Origin of the sequence: Pseudomonas cerasi, from assembly GCF_900074915.1 — a bacterium.
Taxonomy (GTDB): Bacteria; Pseudomonadota; Gammaproteobacteria; order Pseudomonadales; family Pseudomonadaceae; genus Aquipseudomonas; species Aquipseudomonas cerasi.
This window is the reverse complement of sequence record NZ_LT222319.1, coordinates 3,845,797-3,863,405: the sequence shown is the minus strand read 5'-3', so window position 1 is coordinate 3,863,405 and position 17,609 is coordinate 3,845,797. Positions and strand designations below refer to the sequence as shown.

Here is a 17,609-nt window from a genome sequence, read left to right as displayed (position 1 = left end):
GCACATAACGTATGAACCGGCATTCCGAGAGAAGATGAGTATGAGTCATGATCAAGTCATAAAGCGGATGCGCGAAGACCTTGAGCAGTTGGGCAACGAGGTCCGCAATATGTCTGCCCATGAACCACGAAACGTCCTGGTGTCTGCTGCATCCGGTGCAGTATTTGCTCTGGTTTTTTCATGGCTTGCATTCAAGGTCTGGTTCTGAACGCCTGCGAGAGCTAGGCCACGGCAGTTAATCGCCTGAGTCAGGTCCAAGGCCGTATGGCTTTTTGTGTCTGACGGCCGTGTCTTGTTTGCCCTTGGAAATCCGCTTTTACAGCTTTTGTATCCTCTCGCTTACACGTTGGCGACCAGATCGCTACCCACTTCTGCCGTCCATCACGGTCTGAGTAGGCAGGTCATCAATCCATTGCCTGTCTAGAGAGTAAACCCGGATGTTGAGTCGAGTAGCAAAAATAGCGTTGTTCGCGATTGTACTGTCGTCGGTTTCCGGCTGCTGGCCGTTCTGGCCTGGCCCGGGCGGACATGGCGGCGGCGGTGGCGGTCACCATGAAGGCGGTGGCCCTGGTCCTGGCGGCCCTGGCCCGGGTCGCTGATTCACCAGCAGGGCGGCGGTTCGCTGCCCGGCGTACAGGGTCTGACTGACTGGAAGGGCGCGGCGGGTTCTACTCGTCGCGCCCTTCCATCATGGTGCGCCTGAGGATTACGTACACTGCGCCTGCACCACCGTGTTTGGCCAGGCAGGAGCAAAAGCCCAGTACCTGCGGATGCTGACGCAGCCAGGTGTTGACGTGGCTTTTAATCATCGGTCGCTTGCCGTCCAGGCGTACCGCCTTGCCATGGGTGACACGTACGCAGCGTATTTCCAGACGCGTCGCTTCAGCCAGAAACTCCCACAGCGTCTCTCGCGCCACTTCCACGCTCATGCCATGCAGGTCAAGGCTGCCCTCGAAGCTGATCTGCCCGAGTTTGAGCTTGCGCATCTGGCCTTCCTGCACGCCGTCACGCGACCAGCTCAGGACATCCTCAGGACCGACGTCGATCACGAATTGATCCGACAAGCCGTCGACGGTCACCGAGTCGGTACGCACGGTTGCCGACTGGCGCAGACGGGCCAGCATTTTTCGATCGGTCTTGGGTTTGCCGACATCGGCGTGTTCATGCTTGAGCGGCTTGACGCCGCGTGTCTCGCTTCTGAACAGGGAAAAATCGTCGTCTTGCATGGGGCCTCCGCGAAGGAGGCCATTCTAACCGCTCAGGCGAGAGGGTCAGTTGTGTTTTTTCATCAGATGCGAAGAGATACTCAAGCCGCCGCCACTGCGCTGACGACGGCAGCGGCGCCATAGCCAGACGCCCATGTACAGCACCAGCAATCCGCCGATGGCGACAAACGCCGCGCCGCCCGGGCTGGCATTCAGTTCGCCCAGTATCTGCGGGTGAACCGTGAGGCTGGATGCACCGGCAACTGCCAGCAACAGGCCTGCGACCACAAGGAGCAGTGCGATCAGCGTGCCGATGCGTTTGCCCCAGTTGCCCTGACCCCTGGGGCGCAGGCGACGTGCATCGAAACCATCTGACGTTTTCATGCCTTTTCCTCAACAGGTATCAGCTCAATGGAGTATCGGCGCTCTGACCCGGGGAAGGAGGGGTGGTTCCCGCCTCCGGGACGATCCATGACGGCAAAGGATGGGCGGTTATGTGAACGCTGTCACACGCTCCTTCGCCTGTGTAGCGTCAGACAAGGTCTTTGGTCAGTGCCAGGGTGGCGAAGTTGTCGGCCATGATTGCCATCTCGGTTCTGTGCACGACCTCAGCGCTGACCACACCGTGCGGGCTCGGCAGGTCACGGGTTGCGCAGGCATCGTCGACCAGGGTGCAGCGATAGCCGTAGTCCTTGGTGGCGCGAACCGTGGTGCTGATACTCGAATGGCTCATGAAGCCGCAGACGATCAGGTCCAGGTGCCCCAGGCTCTGCAGCAGTTCATGCAGTCCGGTGCCATTGAAGGCATTGGGCAGGCGTTTTTCGACCAGATGTTCATCACCCTGCGGCAACAGCTCCGGCACCAGTTCGCCGCGCTCGCCATGTGGATCGAACGGGCCGCCCACAGTGCCCAGATGGCGGATGTGAACAATCGGGCACTTGACCGCCCGTGCTTTCTCGACCAGTCGGCCGATGTTGGCCATCGCTTCCCTGACGCCGGTCAGGGCCAGCGGGCCGCGAAGGTATTCTTTTTGCGCGTCGATGATGATCAGCGTCGCGTTACTCAGATGGGCAGGCGCATGCACCCGGCCACTGAGTTGAAACATGGTCTTTAAATCGGACATTCACGGGCTCCTTGGTGTGGGGCTTTTGCGACATTGTCCTCTGGCTGAAGCGTTCTGGGAATGGCAACCATCGCAAGCCACGGTTTTTATGGCCTGCAGGGCAGTTGGAGGAGGGGGTGGATGGCGGTTTGCCTTGATGGCGGTACGCGAATCATGGAAACTTCCCCGCCTATCGGGTACGAAGAATGCACGTTGTTCGTAACCAGACTGTTCACCGAGGCTCGTCTTACAACAGTTCGTGCCTTTCAAGGAGTTTGTCCATGATCACTTCCCGTCTGCGTACCGTGCGCGACCATATACGCTGGGCCGTCAGCCGCTTTCACGAGGAAGACGTATTTTTCGGTCATGGCACCGACAATGCCTGGGATGAAGCGCGGCAACTGGTACTGGGCGCACTGCACCTGCCTTGGGAAATTGCCGACAGCTACCTGGATTGCCGCCTGGAAGTCGACGAAATATCCGAACTGCAACGCTTGATCAAGCGGCGCATCGATGACCGTGTGCCGACCCCGTACCTGCTGGGCGAGGCCTGGTTCTGTGGCATGTCGTTCATTGTCGATGACCGCGTCCTGATCCCGCGCTCACCTATTGCCGAGCTGATCGAAGAGCGTTTCGCCCCTTGGCTGGCCGACGAGCCGGCGCGGATTCTCGACCTGTGCACTGGCTCCGGTTGCATCGGTATCGCCTGTGCCGATGTGTTCCCGGAAGCCGAGGTGGCCCTGGCCGACCTGTCCTACGACGCGCTGGAAGTGGCCAACCAGAACATCGAACGTCACGGCATGGAGGACCGGGTCTACACCGTTCAGGGCGACGGATTCGACGGCCTGCCGGGTCAGCGCTTTGACCTGATCGTTTCCAACCCGCCCTATGTGGACGCCGAAGACTTTGCCGATATGCCTGACGAGTATCAGCATGAGCCGGAGCTGGCGCTGGCCTGTGGCAGCGATGGCCTGAACCTGGTCCGCCGCATGCTCGCCCAGGCCGCCGATCATCTCAACGGGAAGGGCCTGTTGATTGTCGAGGTCGGCAATAGCCAGGTGCACGTGCAGGCGCTGTATCCGGAGGTCGATTTCGCCTGGCTGGACTTCCAGCGGGGCGGGCATGGTGTGTTCATGCTCACGGCAGAACAGTGCCGCGACCATCAGGCATTGTTCCAGTCGAAGGTTTGAGCTCAACAGCCGCGATAAGCGGCTGAGACCAAAGGGAGGCTGATATCAGCCTCCCTTTTTTATAGGCGTGTCTTTTATCGGTGCGTCGCGATCCAGATCAGCAGTCCGGCCTGAAAGACCGCGAAGGTCACCAGGCAGGCAATCGTGAAGCGCAGGCCGCTGTCCTCACGCTTGTATTTGCTCACCCGGTCTTCATGCTGACGGATCGTCACCTCCTGTTCGATCAGGTTTTTCTCGGCCTTTTCCAGCATTTGCGAGGCTTCGAGAATCTCGATGATCTGCACCTTGTCGTTGTTCCAGGTGCTGTGCAGGTTGCCGACGTGTACATCCTTGATCGCGCCTTTCATGTGCTGGGCATCGGCATACGTCACTTCAAAGCCCAGAGTGCGCAGAAAGTGATCGCGACGGAGACGTGTGTCTTCGTTCAGACCGTCCTTGCTGGCCAGCGCCACGCCTTCAATCTTGTAGGAAGACCATCTTTTCTGCGCCCAATGCACCGCATGCGCAATCATGAAGCGCCCGATGCCGCGGTTCCATGGCTCGATCTGCAAGCCTGACTCGGGACCGAAGCGCACCATGCGCTTTTCATGGTCGGCCCAGATATCCAGATGGTTCTGTTCCTTGCGGACCCGCTGACCTGGCAATTGCACCGTGATCCGCAGCAGGCTCAAGGCCTTGCTATGCCGCTCGGCACGCCCGAACTGTACGAAGCGCAGAGGGCGGCCGCCGGTAGCACGGTCGGTAGGCAGTGGCGACAGACGCAGCATCTGAAAGCTTTCGGGCAGAACGTCTTCCCACGGCTGCGGGGGTACTGGCACTGCGACTTCTGCGCTGGCCGGTTCTGCGAGGGTTTCAGTCATGGTAGTTGCGTCTGTCATAAGGGTGTCCTTTCCTGGGCCTTGCCCCGGAGCATGTTTGCCGGGGCATAAAGGTGCCGAAACACTAAGGTGCCGGAACACAGGGCCAGCACATTGCTATCGGCCAGATTTGCCAGGACTGAAGGGCTGTTGACTCGTGCGCGTCAGATCTTTTTTCCGTGTGGGGCGTCCGGGGCAGGGAGTGCCTTGATGAAGCTCAGGATCCGCTCGGTCACTTCACTGGCCAGCGGCTGAGTCGGATTGCGGTAGGAGAGCAGTTGCTGCTGCAGATCGTCCGGGACGATGCGCAGCACATGATTCATGCCGTCGATCAGGGCCAGTTGGGCATCCGGTTTGGCTTTCTGCAGCAGCAGCGCGTCGCCCACACCGACCTGAATATCGTTGCGACCCTGAACGATCAGCGCCGGAATGTGCAAGGCACCGAAAGCCGCCGCCGGATCCTGGCGGAACAGCGAGATCAGGTACGGCTGGACACTGGGGCGGAACACCACTTCCAGCTCGGCGGGCACGTTGTCATCGGTCTTGCCAGCCTTGAGTTCGTCGAGCAACTGATCGCTGCGCTGCAGCAGGTCCGGTGGCAGGCGCTCCTGAAACTGTTCACGCAGCACCTGATCCACCGGGCGTCCGGTGCCGGCCACGGAGATCATCGCTGCTGCACCTACCTTCTCAGCCGCCAGCGTCGCCACCAGCGCACCTTCGCTGTGGCCCAACAGAATCAACTGGCCCAGGCGCGGGTTGGCTTTCAGTGCTCTGGCCCAGAGCTGGACATCGGCCACGTAGCGCTCGACGCTCAGGTTGCGTTCATCCGGTGTGACCGCCTTGCTGGCCGCGACGCCACGTTTGTCGTAGCGCACGCTGGCGATATTGTTGCTGGCCAGGATCACTGCCAGGCGTTTCATGCTGTCGTTGCGTCCACCTTCCGGGTTGTTGCCGTCGCGGTCGGTGGGGCCGGAACCGGCGACGATCAGCACCACCGGCACCGGTTTGTCGGAACGCGGCATCAGCAGCGTGCCGTACAGCTTGCCGTTTTCGGTATCCACGCTTATCGGCCGCTGCACCGTGCCGGGTGCAGCAGCGCTGGCGGTTGCGGCGGTCAGGCTCAGGATCAGGGTTATCGGCAGGGCCAGCAGACGCAGCGCGTTGGGAACTCGAAGCAGGGAAATACCGGATAACATCGCAAGGCCATCATTGGGGGAGTCACGCTTGGACGCACGCCGTGACAGAAGGTTCGAGGATGAACTGAACCGCGAGCCTGCGTATACTGGCGCGCTTGGTTTAACGATCTGGTTTTTTGGCTGATTTTTCGGAGCGCCCGCATGTCCGGCAACACTTTCGGCAAGCTGTTCACTGTCACCACCGCCGGCGAAAGCCACGGCCCGGCGCTGGTCGCTATCGTCGACGGCTGCCCGCCGGGGCTGGAGCTGGACCTGCAAGACCTGCAGCGCGACCTGGATCGGCGCAAGCCGGGCACCAGCCGCCATACCACGCAGCGTCAGGAGGACGATGAGGTCGAGATTCTCTCGGGTGTCTTCGAGGGCAAGACCACCGGTGCGTCCATCGGCCTGCTGATCCGCAACACCGATCAGAAGTCCAAGGACTATTCGGCGATCAAGGACCTGTTCCGCCCGGCCCACGCCGATTACACCTATCACCACAAGTACGGCATCCGCGATTACCGTGGTGGTGGCCGCAGTTCGGCAAGGGAAACCGCCATGCGTGTGGCCGCAGGGGCCATTGCCAAGAAGTATCTGGCAAGCCAGGGCATCGTCATTCGCGGCTACATGAGCCAGCTTGGCCCGATCCAGATCCCGTTCAAGACCTGGGATTCGGTCGAAGACAACGCGTTTTTCTGCCCCGACCCTGACAAGGTGCCGGAGCTGGAAGCCTACATGGACCAGCTGCGACGTGATCAGGACTCGGTCGGTGCGAAAATCACCGTGGTCGCAGAAGGCGTGATGCCGGGGCTCGGCGAGCCGATCTTCGATCGTCTTGACGCTGAGCTCGCCCACGCGCTGATGAGCATCAACGCGGTCAAGGGTGTGGAGATCGGTGCCGGTTTCGACTGTGTTGCCCAGCGCGGCACCGAGCACCGCGACGAGATGACGCCCCAGGGTTTCCTGTCCAATCACGCGGGCGGCATTCTCGGCGGTATTTCCTCCGGCCAGCCGATCATCGCGCATCTGGCGCTCAAGCCGACCTCCAGCATCACCACGCCAGGGCGTTCGATCGATGTCGATGGCAACGCCGCCGACGTGATCACCAAAGGTCGGCATGACCCGTGTGTCGGCATCCGTGCCACACCGATTGCCGAGGCAATGATGGCCATCGTTCTGCTGGATCATCTGCTGCGTCATCGCGGTCAGAACGCCGACGTCAGCGTCAACACGCCTGTGCTGGGGCAGGTGTAATGCACGCTGTTACGGTTGCGGACTGCTAGCGTGGCGCAACCTGCCGGCGGACAGCTGCCTTACTGGCGGCTGTCCGGGTTCTACGTATGCTATTTCGCCTTGCTGGGCCTGTCGGCGCCTTTCATGGCCCTTTACCTGCATCATCTGGGTTTTTCCAGCGCACGGATCGGCGAACTGGTCGCCATCCCTATGCTGATGCGCTGCGTTGCGCCCAATCTCTGGGGGTGGCTGGGTGATCACTCCGGTTGGCGTCTGACCATTGTGCGGGCTGGCGCCATCTGCACGTTGCTGGCGTTTTCGCTGATCCTGGTCGAAAAAAGTTATGCCTGGCTGGCGATGGTCATGGCGCTCTACGCGTTCTTCTGGCACGCCGTGTTGCCGCAGTTCGAAGTCATCACCCTGGCACACCTGCAAGGCCAGACCTCGCGTTACAGCCAGATCCGCCTGTGGGGCTCGATCGGTTTCATTCTGGCGGTCGTGGTGCTGGGGCGGGTGTTCGAATGGTTCAGCCTGGACCTGTTCCCCTACATCGCACTGGCGATCATGTCCGGTATCGTTGTCAGCAGCTGGTGGGTGCCGAATGCGCATCCAGCACCGTCGAGCCTTGAAACCGGGCCGGGCGGCTTTCTCAGGCAACTGACGCGCCCCGGTGTATTGGCGTTCTACCTCAGTGTCGCGCTGATGGTGCTCAGCCATGGCCCGTATTACACCTTTTTGACCCTGCACCTCGAAGCGCTTGGTTACAGCCGGGGCCTGATCGGCCTGCTGTGGGCCGTCGGCGTGGTGGCCGAAGTGCTGATGTTCACGGTCATGAGTCGGATTCTGCAGCGCTTCACCGTGCGCCAGGTACTCTTCGCCAGCTTTCTGCTGGCCGCATTGCGCTGGCTGCTGCTGGGGCTGTTTGCCGATCACCTCACCGCGCTGCTGATTGCGCAGGTGATGCACGCCGCGACATTCGGCAGCTTTCACGCCGCTGCCATTCACTTCGTGCAAAGTAGCTTCGGTCCGCGTCAGCAAGGTCAGGGGCAGGCGCTTTATGCCGCCTTGTCCGGCGTCGGCGGGGCGTTGGGTGCTCTGTATTCCGGTTACAGCTGGAACGCACTGGGCCCGGTCTGGACCTTTGCCATCGCCAGCCTTGCAGCCTTGCAGCCTTGGCCGCTGCCGTCATGATTGTCACACCCAAGAAAGAGGAAGGTGTATGAGCCGCGAACAATTGAGCCTGGAAATCATCGAGGCCGGGCGTTTTCTGTACGGCCGTGGCTGGTCGCCTGCCACCAGCAGCAATTACTCTGCGCGCCTTTCTGCCAGCGAGGCGCTGTTGACCGTGTCCGGCAAGCACAAGGGCCAGTTGGGCCCTGACGATGTGTTGGCCACCGATCTGGCTGGCAACAGCCTGGAACCCGGTAAAAAACCGTCTGCCGAGACCTTGCTGCATACCCAGTTGTACAGCTGCAGGCCGCAGGTCGGCGCCGTGCTGCACACCCACTCGGTCAACGCGACCGTGTTGTCGAGGCTGACCACGGCCGATCATCTGGTGTTCGAGGATTACGAACTGCAAAAGGCCTTTAGCGGCGTGGTGACTCATGAGTCGCAGGTCGTGGTGCCGATTTTCGACAACGATCAGGATATTGCCCGCCTCGCGGCAAAGGTGCAGCCTTGGCTGGACGCCCATCCCGAGTGCGCCGGCTACCTGATCCGCGGTCATGGCCTCTACACCTGGGGCGCTAAAATGAGCGACGCCTTGCGCCAGATCGAAGCGTTCGAGTTCCTGTTCGAGTGCGAACTGAAAATGCGCGCGGTATTGAACCGCTGATCGTATCCCGCCCAAACCAGCCTGTAAGCCTGACCGGCCTGTAAAAGCCGGAAGGCGTTGCACCAAACCGAGGATTTCACGCATGAGCAGCCTGTCCGTTTATCACGTTTCAAGCCCTGATATGCCCAACAAGGTGCTGACCCATCTGGAAGACATCGCGTCGACGCTGGCCGAGCACGGGGTGGCGTTCGACCGTTGGGAGGCCGCGACGCCGATCACCCCCGGTGCCAGTCAGGAAGAGGTGATCAGCGCCTATCGCATCCAGATCGACAAGCTGATGACCGAACGTGGTTATGTCACCGTGGACGTCATCAGTCTCAACAGCGATCATCCGCAAAAAGCCGAATTGCGCGCCAAATTTCTCGAAGAGCACCGCCACGGTGAAGACGAAGTACGCTTTTTTGTCGCCGGGCGCGGCTTGTTCACCCTGCACATCGACGACTACGTGTACGCCGTGTTGTGTGAAAAGAACGACTTGATTTCCGTACCGGCCGGCACGCGGCACTGGTTCGATATGGGCGAAAACCCGCACTTCGTTGCCATCCGCCTGTTCAACAACCCTGAAGGCTGGGTGGCCAATTTTACCGGTGAAGACATTGCCGGCCGTTTTCCACGGCTGGAAGACTGAGAGGAGCCCGATTCTGATGCCCATCAAAGCTATCCTCACGGATATCGAAGGCACCACCAGTGCAGTGAGTTTCGTGTTCGACGTGTTGTTTCCGTTCGCCAGAAAGCACTTGCCCGCATTCGTTCGCGAAAATGCCGAGCAACCGGCCGTGGCGCAGCAGCTGCAGGCGGTACGCGAGCAGGCCGCTGAACCGGACGCTGATGTCGAGCGCGTCATTGCACTTCTGCTGGAGTGGATCGCCGAGGACCGCAAGGCCACACCGCTCAAGGCCCTGCAGGGCATGGTCTGGGAGCAGGGCTACAGCGCCGGACAGCTCAAGGGCCATGTTTATCCGGATGCTGTCGAGGCCCTGAAACACTGGCATCAACAGGGTTACCGGCTTTACGTTTATTCCTCGGGCTCGATTCAGGCTCAACAATTGATTTTCGGCTGCTCCGAGGCGGGCGACCTTTCCGGCCTGTTCAGCGGTTACTTCGATACGACGTCCGGCCCCAAACGCGAAGCGCAGTCCTACCGGACGATAGCGCAGGCAATGGACTGTCCTGCCGGGGAGATTCTGTTCCTGTCGGATATCGTCGAAGAACTCGATGCCGCACAGGCCGCTGGCATGGCCACCTGTGGTCTTGCGCGTGATGGCGGGGCACTTGCCGGGCACCGACATGTGGCCAGTTTTGCGCTTATCGATCCAGCGTCTTTCTAGAAAACTCCCGCCTGCTGTGCGCGGCATCGCCCTGATGCCGCTGCATTGAAATATGCCTGCCACAAGGCTCACACATTACTTTTGTAGGGCTTTTCCTGTTATCGAGTGAGCTGTTGCCTGGTCGAAAGTGCGTTGAATCTGTTTGTTCTGTTCGCGGTTTTTCAACGTGATTATTCGTGTAAGTTCTGCGCCATCGTCACCGGGGTCACGGACAACACCTGTACCGACTGCCGGGCGAAGAAGGAGCGGCAGCGATGGGCAGTGCCATGACAGAAAGCGCAACCAGGGACTTATTGATACAGCAGATGGTGAGCACGATTACCGAGCTTGATGGGCAGACTGCCATCGAAAACGCACTCGAGTGGTTACGGCGCGAATGCAGCAGCGCGCGCGCGATGTTCTTTCAGTTCAAGGGCCCGGTGTTGCTGACATTCATCACGTCCAGCGTCGACGATGCCTGGGGCGAGGCCTACCGCCAGCACGATTTGATCACGCAGGACCCGGTGATCCGTTGTTATCGCAATCAACTGGGCTTCCTGAACTGGCAGGATGCTTTCAGGCAATACCCGGTCTCCGCCTTTTATGACGAGCTCGTCGATGCCTGCGAACTGCTTCCGGCCATCTCCTACGGCTACACCAATCATTGCCGTGGTGCCGACAGCGTGACATCGGTCTGTACCCTGGGCGAAGTTGAGCGTCCCATCAGCGCTGAACAAAAGTACCTCATGAGCAGTCTCATGCCAGTGCTGCACAGTGTCGCGCGTGGTCTGAAGTTCTGTTCACGCGGTCTGACCCATCGCGAGCTTGAAGTGTTGCAGTGGGCCAGAGACGGGAAAACGGCCTGGGAGATCTCGATGATCCGCGATGTGTCGGAATCGACGGTGAAGTATCACCTCAAGACCATCTACTCCAAGCTGGGCGTTGCCAACAGGGCACAGGCGGTGGGCGAAGCACTTTGTCGTGGTCTGATCAGATAGTCGGCCGACAAAACGCAGGCAAAAAAAAGCCGCGAGAACAAAGTGTAATCGCGGCAAACAAGGGATGAGAGAGCGTACAGCGGGTGCCACCCAAGAGGGTGGCGGGCAAAATCAACGTGTGTGGTACGTCGGCAGATCAAAACGGTGCTGGCTTTGCAGCATCGAGATAGCTGGCAGCTCGCTGGCTTGTGCAGCCAGGTCGCGGCGGATGGCGCTGATTACCCATTCCAGTTGAACTGGTGTGTGCAACTGAGCATAAGAGACTGAGCGACGGATCTGCTTACCATCCTGGGTACGCAGTGACAACAGAACACCACCATCTGGGCGCGGCTGGGTAGTAACGGTGTAGTCGGAGAATACGGAAGCGAATTTTTCTTGAATAAAAGTCATGTGAGGCGGCTCCATTGCTCATGGGATAACAAGCTTGCAAGTACTATTGCAGTGTCTGTGCCAGTCTTTCCCTTAAAATAAATCCTTTAAAATCAATGACTTGCAATATCCTCTAATTTCAGTCTTCGTGCATTTTGCATGAACACCCTTCGTGCGCCCTGCATTTTGCCGTTTCCTGCACGATGGGGATCGGGCAGAAGGGGGATTGCATGGATAGCGGCGATCAGGAGCAGGCATTGCGCATCCGCGTCGATGCTGATCGAACAGCTGGCGAGACTTGAGGTCAGTGTGTGTATCGACGCCGGGTCAACGCATGCCCGGAGTACCGTGCGCCAAGGAGTAGTTAATGACCGATACAGATATCAGCGCTTCGAAAACCATGACTGAAGACGAAGCCGCCGAGTTCGCCGAGCAGGTATTCGATGTGGCTCGCCAGGGAAATGCAGTCATGCTGGAGCGCCTGCTTGAAAAGGGCCTGCCTGCAGATCTGCGCAACCACAAAGGCGATACGCTGCTGATGCTGGCCAGCTATCACTGCCATGCGGATGCGGTCCGTGTGCTGCTGAACCACAAGGCTGATCCTGAAATCCGCAACGATAACGGCCAAAGCCCCATCGCCGGTGCAGCGTTCAAGGGCGATCTGGCGGTGGTCAGGTTGCTGGTCGAGGCGGGTGCCGACATAGACGGTGCCTCTGCTGATGGCCGTACCGCATTGATGATGGCGGCGATGTTCAATCGCAACGAAATAGTCGATTACCTGATCAGTCAGGGCGCGGACCCGCATGCCACTGACGCCAAGGGCATCACTGCACTGGGCGCCGCTCAGGCAATGGGCGCGACCGTCACTATTGAGCAGTTGACCAGAATGGGCGTGCAGCCAGCCCGGTCCTGACAGCAAGTGCAGTGACAGCAAGGCATGAACACATAGAGGCGCGATGGATTTACCGTTATCCTTCGCGCCTCTTTTTTTTGCCCGCTATCAGGATCGCCGCCCATGAAAGACTCACTGGTCGAATTAATCAGCAAAGTCAGCTCCGGCTGCATGGGCGACGATGAAATCGTGCATATCGCCGATGAAGCCGCGCAGGCGTATGCCGATCCGCAGGCATTTCTGGCCGCCAACCCTGATATCAACTACGACGATACATTCCCGATCCCGCTGGGCGAGTGGGTCGTGGTGGGCAGCCTGCCGGAAACCGTGCTGTTCCAGGCCGACAGCTACATGGACCTGTTCGAGCAGATCGTTCAGTCGTTCGGCAAGGACGTGACCTTCAACATCAAGCCCAAGCAGCTGGCCAAGGTCGAGCCGCTGGTCGCGCTCAATCGCATTCAGATTCAGTTGAGCAGCATGAACAAGGAGATGGGCGGCTATGTGCTGATGAACTTCAGCCAGCCACTGGATGATGAGTTGCAAGCAGTGCTGGTGTACGGCCGTGACGAAGCGCGCGTAGTCGAGCTGGCAGCATCGGCAGGCATCCATGCCGCACCTGCACTGCAGGCGTTGCGCGGTTAACCCAGCGCCGTATCGAGAAACATCATCACCGCAAAGCCGCCCATAAGGCCCAGGGTTGCCGAGGTCTGATGGCCATTGCGGTGGGTTTCCGGGATGACTTCATGGGACACCACGAAGATCATCGCGCCTGCTGCCAGCCCCATGCTCAGCGGATAGGCGATGGCAAGGCCGCTGGAGATACCCAGGCCCACCAGTGAGCCCAGTGGCTCCATGAGGCCGGAACCGATGGCCACCAGCATCGCCTTGAAGGCTGACAGGCCGGTGGCGCGCAGGGCCAGCGCAATGGCCAGACCTTCGGGAATGTCCTGAATGGCGATGGCGGTGGTCAATGGCAGGCCGACATTCATGTCGCCGCTGGCGAAACTGACGCCAATCGCCATGCCCTCAGGCAGGTTATGCAGGGTGATCGCCAGCACGAACAGCCAGACCCGACTGATTCGCTCCGAATGAGGTCCCTGGCGGCCTACGCTTTCATGCTCGTGCGGGGTGAATTTGTCCAGTCCCAGCATCAGCAGCACACCCAGTCCCAGACCGGCAACAACCGTCGCAGCTGCCCATGGGCCGCTGTCGGTAATGTCCCGGGCGGCTTCCAGGCCTGGAAGAATCAGCGAGAACGAACTGGCCGCCAGCATCATTCCGGCGGCAAAGCCGAGCATGATGTCCTGAGCGCGTTGCGAAACATTGCGCAGGGCAACCGCCATCACGGCGCCTAGCGCCGTGGCCAGAAAACCCGCCATGCCGCCCAGCAGGGCGTGATTGAAGTTGACCTCACTGGTGCCATGGAAGGCGTTATAAAGACTGATGCCAACGAGGCCGACGACGATCAGCAGAGCGAGGGCAAAGCCCAGGCTCACCAGTGGGCTGCCCTGGAACTGGTTTAACCAGGCCGCCCAGGGCGTTCGGGGTTGTGCGGGCGTAGGCATTGACAGGCTACCTTTGATAAAGGGGGAGCGATGGTGACTGAAATACAAAGTCGACCCCGTCTGGGAGCCCGAGAATATAAGGTTGGTTCAACGGAACCCCCGAACGGCGCTACTATCCTAGGAGGGTAAGCATTCAATTTAGGGGCAACACCATGGGTTCTAGCTTCAACGGCCTGGTCGGCTTGATCATTCTGGCGCTCGATATCTGGGCCATCATCAACGTCTTGAAAAGCGGTGCCGAGACCGGCAAGAAAATCCTCTGGGTATTGCTGATCGTACTGCTTCCTGTGGTAGGCCTGATCATCTGGGCAATCCTCGGACCGCGTGGCAACGTACGCATGTGATACGTCCACACGCTGGGCAAAACAACGCTTGATTACCTTGGGTAATCAGGCGTTTTTCGTTTCATGCGCCAGGCATTCGCAGCGGCAATGGCACGCCAGGCTGCATAGAGGTTCGACCTGTCATGTTCCTCGACGTAGAATGCGCGCCTTTGTTGTGGGCGGTCGGCCGTCCTGTCATCAGTACCCAGCGGGAGCTTACCCATGAGCGATTATCAGGAAACGTTATACGAAGGCTACGGCCAGCGCTTTCGTATGGAAAAAATGCTTCACGAAGTACGTACCGATCACCAGCACCTGGTGATCTTCCAGAACCCGCGCATGGGCCGTGTCATGGCGCTGGACGGCGTCATTCAGACCACCGAAGCTGACGAGTTCATCTACCACGAAATGCTCACCCATGTGCCGATTCTGGCGCACGGTGCAGCCAAGCGTGTGTTGATCATCGGCGGCGGCGACGGCGGTATGCTACGTGAAGTCGCCAAGCACATGAGCGTCGAACACATCACCATGGTCGAGATCGATGCGACCGTGGTCGAGATGTGCAAGGAATATCTGCCCAATCATTCCAGCGGCGCCTTTGACGATTCGCGTCTGAACCTGGTCATCGACGACGGCATGCGCTTCGTCGCGACCACCGAAGAAAAGTTCGACGTGATCATCTCCGACTCCACCGATCCGATCGGCCCGGGTGAAGTCCTGTTCTCGGAAAACTTTTATCAGGCCTGCCATCGCTGCCTCAACGAAGGCGGCATTCTGGTCACCCAGAACGGCACGCCCTTCATGCAGTTGAGCGGTGTGCAGACCACGGCCGGGCGTATGAACGGTCTGTTTGCCGACTGGCATTTCTATCACGCTGCCATCCCGACCTACATCGGCGGAGCGATGACCTTCGCCTGGGGCTCGACCGACAAGAGCTATCGCAAATTGCCGCTGGAAACCCTGCGTCAGCGTTTCTCGGGCAGCGGTATTGTTACGCGTTATTACAATCCGGAAGTCCACATCGGTGCGTTCGCCTTGCCGCAGTACGTTCTGCAGGCCGTGGGCAAGGCCAGCAACGACTGATGAGTCGGTCCGGCTTCTCGAGCCGGATTCTCTCGAGCGTCGCCTGCAAGGCTTTATAAGCGCTTAATTCGCGACAGAAATTTCACACGTTCTGTCACAGAATTGCGCGCGAAGCTGAACAGGCACGCGTCTTCATGGGCTGACCGGGCCCCTGGCGACCCGCAATCAAGTAATATCTGCGCCCTGTCGCGCGCCGTCTGCCTCAAGAGCAAGGCGGCGCTGCACCCTGAACCTACCCCTGAATCCACCGGATCCTGACAACCATGGCCAAAACGGACGCCCAGATTCATCGGCAAGCCCGCCTGCAAAATCCCACTGTCAAATCGCATCTGGCTTACATCCTGCTCAGTGGCTTCGCCCTGATGGTGATGTACACGCTGTTGCGTATCGGTCTGCTGGTCTACAACCGCGAGATGATTGGCGACACGCCTGCCTCGACGTTCCTTGAAGCTCTGTTCAACGGCACGCGCTTCGACCTGCGCCTGACCATGTACCTGTTGATTCCGCTGGTGCTGTCGCTGTTCAGCGCACGCGCCATGGCGGCACGCGGGTTCTTCCGTTTCTGGCTGACCCTGGTCGGCAGCATCACGCTGTTCTTCGGCTTGATGGAAATGGACTTCTACCGTGAGTTTCACCAGCGCCTGAACGGCCTGGTGTTTCAGTACGTCAAGGAAGACCCGAAGACTGTCCTGAGCATGCTCTGGTACGGTTTCCCGGTGGTCCGTTACCTGCTGGCATGGGCCGTGGTGACCTGGCTGCTGAGTCTGGTGTTCAAGGGTATTGACCGTGCAACCCGTCCACGTATTGCTGCAAAAACCAGTCCGGAGGCCACTCGTTCCGTTGCGCCGTGGTACGTGCGCGCCGGTGTGTTCGTGCTGGTGTTGCTGGTCATGGTGGTCTGCATCCGTGGCACCTTGCGCCAGGGCCCGCCTTTGCGCTGGGGCGACGCCTACACCACCGAGTCCAATTTCGCCAACCAGTTGGGCCTCAACGGCACTCTGACGCTGATCACGGCGGCCAAGAGCCGTATGTCCGAAGATCGCGACAACATCTGGAAAGCCACGCTGCCACAGAACGAGGCCCAGCAGACCGTGCGCGACATGCTGCTGACCCCGAATGACAAGCTGGTCGAGCCGGATATTGCCGCTGTGCGTCGCGACTTCACGCCACCGGCAGAGAAGACCTTGCCGATCCGCAACGTGGTCGTGATCCTGATGGAAAGCTTCGCCGGTCACTCGGTAGGCGCCCTGGGCAACGATGCCAACATCACGCCGTACTTCGACAAGTTGTCCAAGGAAGGCCTGTTGTTCGATCACTTCTTCTCCAACGGTACCCACACCCACCAGGGCATGTTCGCCACCATGGCGTGCTTCCCGAACCTGCCGGGCTTCGAGTACCTGATGCAAACGCCGGAAGGCAGCCACAAGCTGTCGGGTCTTCCGCAATTGCTGAGTACGGGCCGCAACTACGACGACGTCTACGTCTATAACGGCAATTTTGCCTGGGACAACCAGTCGGGTTTCTTCAGCAACCAGGGCATGACCAACTTCGTCGGCCGCGAGGACTTCGTCAATCCGGTGTTCTCCGATCCGACCTGGGGTGTTTCCGACCAGGACATGTTCGACCGTGGTGCGCAGGAGCTCAAGGCCCGTCAGGACGGCAAGCCGTTCTATGCCTTGTTGCAGACCCTGTCCAACCACACGCCGTATGCGCTGCCGGATCCTCTGCCGGTCGAGCGCGTCACCGGGCACGGCTCGCTGGACGAGCATTTGACCGCCATGCGTTATGCCGACTGGGCGCTCGGCCAGTTCTTCGAGAAGGCCAAAAAAGAGCCTTACTACAAGAACACGTTGTTCGTGGTGCTGGGCGACCATGGTTTCGGTAACGATAAGCAACTGACCGAAATGGACCTTGGCCGTTTCAACGTGCCTCTGCTGCTGATCGGCCCTGGTGTGCAGGAGAAGTTCGGCCAGCGCAGCAGCATTGTGGGTACGCAGGTCGACGTAGTACCGACCATCATGGGGCGTCTGGGTGGCCTGAACCGCAACCAGTGCTGGGGCCGCGATCTGCTGAACCTGCCTGAGGGTGACAAGGGCTTCGGTGTGATCAAGCCGTCGGGCAGTGAGCAGGTGGTCGCTATCATCAGCGGCAATCGCATCCTGATCGAACCGACCGAGATGCCTGCCAAGCTGTTGACCTACACGCTCGGTGCCAAGCCGCATGCCGAAGAAGTGCCTGATGCGCCGGACACGCAGGAGCTCAAGCGCAAGCTGGAAAGCTTCCTGCAGACGGCCACCAAGAGCCTGCTGGACAACACGGCCGGTGTAGAAGCCAGCAAAAACCGCAACTGATGACAACTGACTCGTCCGGGCGACCGGCGAGTCGGATCAGTCTGGCGACAAGGGCCCTCGGCATTGACTGCGAGGGTCTTTTTTTTGCCCGTCATGGGTGGCCCTGCGGCGTAATCGGTTGAACG

At 59.6% G+C, this 17,609-nt stretch carries 20 protein-coding genes; 13 read left to right on the top strand and 7 right to left on the bottom strand.

Annotated features, from left to right (window positions below):
* The first annotated feature begins 40 nt into the window (after window positions 1-40).
* Window positions 41-208 (top strand): hypothetical protein, encoded by a 168-nt coding sequence (locus PCPL58_RS31565; RefSeq protein ID WP_003371518.1) that lies wholly within the window; start codon window positions 41-43, stop codon window positions 206-208.
* A gap of 460 nt (window positions 209-668) precedes the next feature.
* Here PCPL58_RS31565 and PCPL58_RS19670 read toward each other — a convergent pair whose 3' ends face one another.
* The 3 genes from PCPL58_RS19670 to PCPL58_RS19660 all read right to left on the bottom strand — a co-directional run bounded on the left by PCPL58_RS19670 (window position 669) and on the right by PCPL58_RS19660 (window position 2,328).
* Window positions 669-1,226 (bottom strand): Smr/MutS family protein, encoded by a 558-nt coding sequence (locus PCPL58_RS19670; RefSeq protein WP_003371521.1) that lies wholly within the window; start codon window positions 1,224-1,226, stop codon window positions 669-671.
* A 45-nt stretch (window positions 1,227-1,271) separates the two neighbouring features.
* Window positions 1,272-1,589: a hypothetical protein gene (locus tag PCPL58_RS19665; protein ID WP_065350233.1), complete on the bottom strand. Its 318-nt coding sequence runs from the start codon at window positions 1,587-1,589 to the stop codon at window positions 1,272-1,274.
* 148 nt (window positions 1,590-1,737) lie between these two features.
* Complete coding sequence (locus tag PCPL58_RS19660) at window positions 1,738-2,328, bottom strand: cysteine hydrolase family protein (RefSeq protein WP_003315142.1); 591 nt, start codon at window positions 2,326-2,328, stop codon at window positions 1,738-1,740.
* Window positions 2,329-2,588: 260 nt separating this feature from the next.
* Here PCPL58_RS19660 and prmB point away from each other — a divergent pair, with 260 nt between their 5' ends.
* Window positions 2,589-3,497 (top strand): 50S ribosomal protein L3 N(5)-glutamine methyltransferase, encoded by a 909-nt coding sequence (gene prmB, locus PCPL58_RS19655; protein ID WP_065350232.1) that lies wholly within the window; start codon window positions 2,589-2,591, stop codon window positions 3,495-3,497.
* A gap of 74 nt (window positions 3,498-3,571) precedes the next feature.
* Here prmB and PCPL58_RS19650 read toward each other — a convergent pair whose 3' ends face one another.
* Both PCPL58_RS19650 and PCPL58_RS19645 read right to left on the bottom strand, forming a co-directional pair.
* Window positions 3,572-4,375 (bottom strand): hypothetical protein, encoded by an 804-nt coding sequence (locus PCPL58_RS19650; RefSeq protein ID WP_003315140.1) that lies wholly within the window; start codon window positions 4,373-4,375, stop codon window positions 3,572-3,574.
* A 143-nt stretch (window positions 4,376-4,518) separates the two neighbouring features.
* On the bottom strand, window positions 4,519-5,550 hold the full coding sequence (locus tag PCPL58_RS19645; protein ID WP_065350231.1) for an alpha/beta hydrolase: 1,032 nt from the start codon (window positions 5,548-5,550) through the stop codon (window positions 4,519-4,521).
* Between the two features lie 141 nt (window positions 5,551-5,691).
* Between PCPL58_RS19645 and aroC the strand changes: the two genes are divergently transcribed.
* From aroC to PCPL58_RS19615, 6 genes are all read left to right on the top strand, one after another.
* Window positions 5,692-6,783 carry a chorismate synthase gene (gene aroC, locus PCPL58_RS19640; RefSeq protein WP_065350230.1) on the top strand — a complete coding sequence of 364 codons (1,092 nt, stop codon included), beginning with the start codon at window positions 5,692-5,694 and terminating at the stop codon, window positions 6,781-6,783.
* Between the two features lie 54 nt (window positions 6,784-6,837).
* Window positions 6,838-7,953: an MFS transporter gene (locus PCPL58_RS19635; RefSeq protein WP_162273833.1), complete on the top strand. Its 1,116-nt coding sequence runs from the start codon at window positions 6,838-6,840 to the stop codon at window positions 7,951-7,953.
* Window positions 7,954-7,981: 28 nt separating this feature from the next.
* Complete coding sequence (locus tag PCPL58_RS19630; RefSeq protein WP_003371534.1) at window positions 7,982-8,596, top strand: methylthioribulose 1-phosphate dehydratase; 615 nt, start codon at window positions 7,982-7,984, stop codon at window positions 8,594-8,596.
* Between the two features lie 82 nt (window positions 8,597-8,678).
* The gene (locus tag PCPL58_RS19625; protein ID WP_065350229.1) at window positions 8,679-9,224 is read left to right on the top strand and encodes a 1,2-dihydroxy-3-keto-5-methylthiopentene dioxygenase; all 546 of its coding nucleotides are present in this window, start codon (window positions 8,679-8,681) and stop codon (window positions 9,222-9,224) included.
* Window positions 9,225-9,240: 16 nt separating this feature from the next.
* On the top strand, window positions 9,241-9,924 hold the full coding sequence (mtnC, locus tag PCPL58_RS19620; protein WP_003371538.1) for an acireductone synthase: 684 nt from the start codon (window positions 9,241-9,243) through the stop codon (window positions 9,922-9,924).
* A gap of 254 nt (window positions 9,925-10,178) precedes the next feature.
* Entirely contained in the window at window positions 10,179-10,901 is a 723-nt protein-coding gene (locus PCPL58_RS19615; protein WP_065350228.1) for a helix-turn-helix transcriptional regulator, read from the top strand.
* Window positions 10,902-11,012: 111 nt separating this feature from the next.
* Here PCPL58_RS19615 and PCPL58_RS19610 read toward each other — a convergent pair whose 3' ends face one another.
* Window positions 11,013-11,291 carry a DUF3509 domain-containing protein gene (locus PCPL58_RS19610; protein WP_003315128.1) on the bottom strand — a complete coding sequence of 93 codons (279 nt, stop codon included), beginning with the start codon at window positions 11,289-11,291 and terminating at the stop codon, window positions 11,013-11,015.
* A gap of 346 nt (window positions 11,292-11,637) precedes the next feature.
* Between PCPL58_RS19610 and PCPL58_RS19605 the strand changes: the two genes are divergently transcribed.
* Together PCPL58_RS19605 and PCPL58_RS19600 are read left to right on the top strand one after the other, a co-directional pair.
* A complete protein-coding gene (locus PCPL58_RS19605; RefSeq protein ID WP_003436706.1) occupies window positions 11,638-12,183 on the top strand; it encodes an ankyrin repeat domain-containing protein in 546 nt (181 codons plus the stop codon).
* Window positions 12,184-12,285: 102 nt separating this feature from the next.
* On the top strand, window positions 12,286-12,804 hold the full coding sequence (locus PCPL58_RS19600) for a hypothetical protein (RefSeq protein WP_065350227.1): 519 nt from the start codon (window positions 12,286-12,288) through the stop codon (window positions 12,802-12,804).
* Here PCPL58_RS19600 and PCPL58_RS19595 read toward each other — a convergent pair.
* The gene (locus tag PCPL58_RS19595; RefSeq protein WP_065350226.1) at window positions 12,801-13,727 is read right to left on the bottom strand and encodes a ZIP family metal transporter; all 927 of its coding nucleotides are present in this window, start codon (window positions 13,725-13,727) and stop codon (window positions 12,801-12,803) included. The genes PCPL58_RS19600 and PCPL58_RS19595 overlap by 4 nt on opposite strands.
* Window positions 13,728-13,879: 152 nt before the next feature.
* Here PCPL58_RS19595 and PCPL58_RS19590 point away from each other — a divergent pair, with 152 nt between their 5' ends.
* From PCPL58_RS19590 to PCPL58_RS19580, 3 genes are all read left to right on the top strand, one after another.
* Window positions 13,880-14,071 (top strand): PLDc N-terminal domain-containing protein, encoded by a 192-nt coding sequence (locus PCPL58_RS19590; protein ID WP_003315122.1) that lies wholly within the window; start codon window positions 13,880-13,882, stop codon window positions 14,069-14,071.
* Window positions 14,072-14,272: 201 nt separating this feature from the next.
* On the top strand, window positions 14,273-15,133 hold the full coding sequence (speE, locus tag PCPL58_RS19585) for a polyamine aminopropyltransferase (protein WP_003371548.1): 861 nt from the start codon (window positions 14,273-14,275) through the stop codon (window positions 15,131-15,133).
* A gap of 263 nt (window positions 15,134-15,396) precedes the next feature.
* Entirely contained in the window at window positions 15,397-17,484 is a 2,088-nt protein-coding gene (locus PCPL58_RS19580; protein WP_065350225.1) for an LTA synthase family protein, read from the top strand.
* The last annotated feature ends 125 nt before the right edge of the window (window positions 17,485-17,609 follow it).

Excerpts from the sequence above, each read along its gene's own strand:
- PCPL58_RS31565 (WP_003371518.1), top strand. The coding sequence starts at position 41 with ATGAGTCATGATCAAGTCATAAAGCGGATGCGCGAAGACCTTGAGCAG.
- PCPL58_RS19670 (WP_003371521.1), bottom strand. The coding sequence starts at position 1,226 with ATGCAAGACGACGATTTTTCCCTGTTCAGAAGCGAGACACGCGGCGTC.
- PCPL58_RS19665 (WP_065350233.1), bottom strand. The coding sequence starts at position 1,589 with ATGAAAACGTCAGATGGTTTCGATGCACGTCGCCTGCGCCCCAGGGGT.
- PCPL58_RS19660 (WP_003315142.1), bottom strand. The coding sequence starts at position 2,328 with ATGTCCGATTTAAAGACCATGTTTCAACTCAGTGGCCGGGTGCATGCG.
- prmB (WP_065350232.1), top strand. The coding sequence starts at position 2,589 with ATGATCACTTCCCGTCTGCGTACCGTGCGCGACCATATACGCTGGGCC.
- PCPL58_RS19650 (WP_003315140.1), bottom strand. The coding sequence starts at position 4,375 with ATGACAGACGCAACTACCATGACTGAAACCCTCGCAGAACCGGCCAGC.
- PCPL58_RS19645 (WP_065350231.1), bottom strand. The coding sequence starts at position 5,550 with ATGTTATCCGGTATTTCCCTGCTTCGAGTTCCCAACGCGCTGCGTCTG.
- aroC (WP_065350230.1), top strand. The coding sequence starts at position 5,692 with ATGTCCGGCAACACTTTCGGCAAGCTGTTCACTGTCACCACCGCCGGC.
- PCPL58_RS19630 (WP_003371534.1), top strand. The coding sequence starts at position 7,982 with ATGAGCCGCGAACAATTGAGCCTGGAAATCATCGAGGCCGGGCGTTTT.
- PCPL58_RS19625 (WP_065350229.1), top strand. The coding sequence starts at position 8,679 with ATGAGCAGCCTGTCCGTTTATCACGTTTCAAGCCCTGATATGCCCAAC.
- mtnC (WP_003371538.1), top strand. The coding sequence starts at position 9,241 with ATGCCCATCAAAGCTATCCTCACGGATATCGAAGGCACCACCAGTGCA.
- PCPL58_RS19615 (WP_065350228.1), top strand. The coding sequence starts at position 10,179 with ATGGGCAGTGCCATGACAGAAAGCGCAACCAGGGACTTATTGATACAG.
- PCPL58_RS19610 (WP_003315128.1), bottom strand. The coding sequence starts at position 11,291 with ATGACTTTTATTCAAGAAAAATTCGCTTCCGTATTCTCCGACTACACC.
- PCPL58_RS19605 (WP_003436706.1), top strand. The coding sequence starts at position 11,638 with ATGACCGATACAGATATCAGCGCTTCGAAAACCATGACTGAAGACGAA.
- PCPL58_RS19600 (WP_065350227.1), top strand. The coding sequence starts at position 12,286 with ATGAAAGACTCACTGGTCGAATTAATCAGCAAAGTCAGCTCCGGCTGC.
- PCPL58_RS19595 (WP_065350226.1), bottom strand. The coding sequence starts at position 13,727 with ATGCCTACGCCCGCACAACCCCGAACGCCCTGGGCGGCCTGGTTAAAC.
- PCPL58_RS19590 (WP_003315122.1), top strand. The coding sequence starts at position 13,880 with ATGGGTTCTAGCTTCAACGGCCTGGTCGGCTTGATCATTCTGGCGCTC.
- speE (WP_003371548.1), top strand. The coding sequence starts at position 14,273 with ATGAGCGATTATCAGGAAACGTTATACGAAGGCTACGGCCAGCGCTTT.
- PCPL58_RS19580 (WP_065350225.1), top strand. The coding sequence starts at position 15,397 with ATGGCCAAAACGGACGCCCAGATTCATCGGCAAGCCCGCCTGCAAAAT.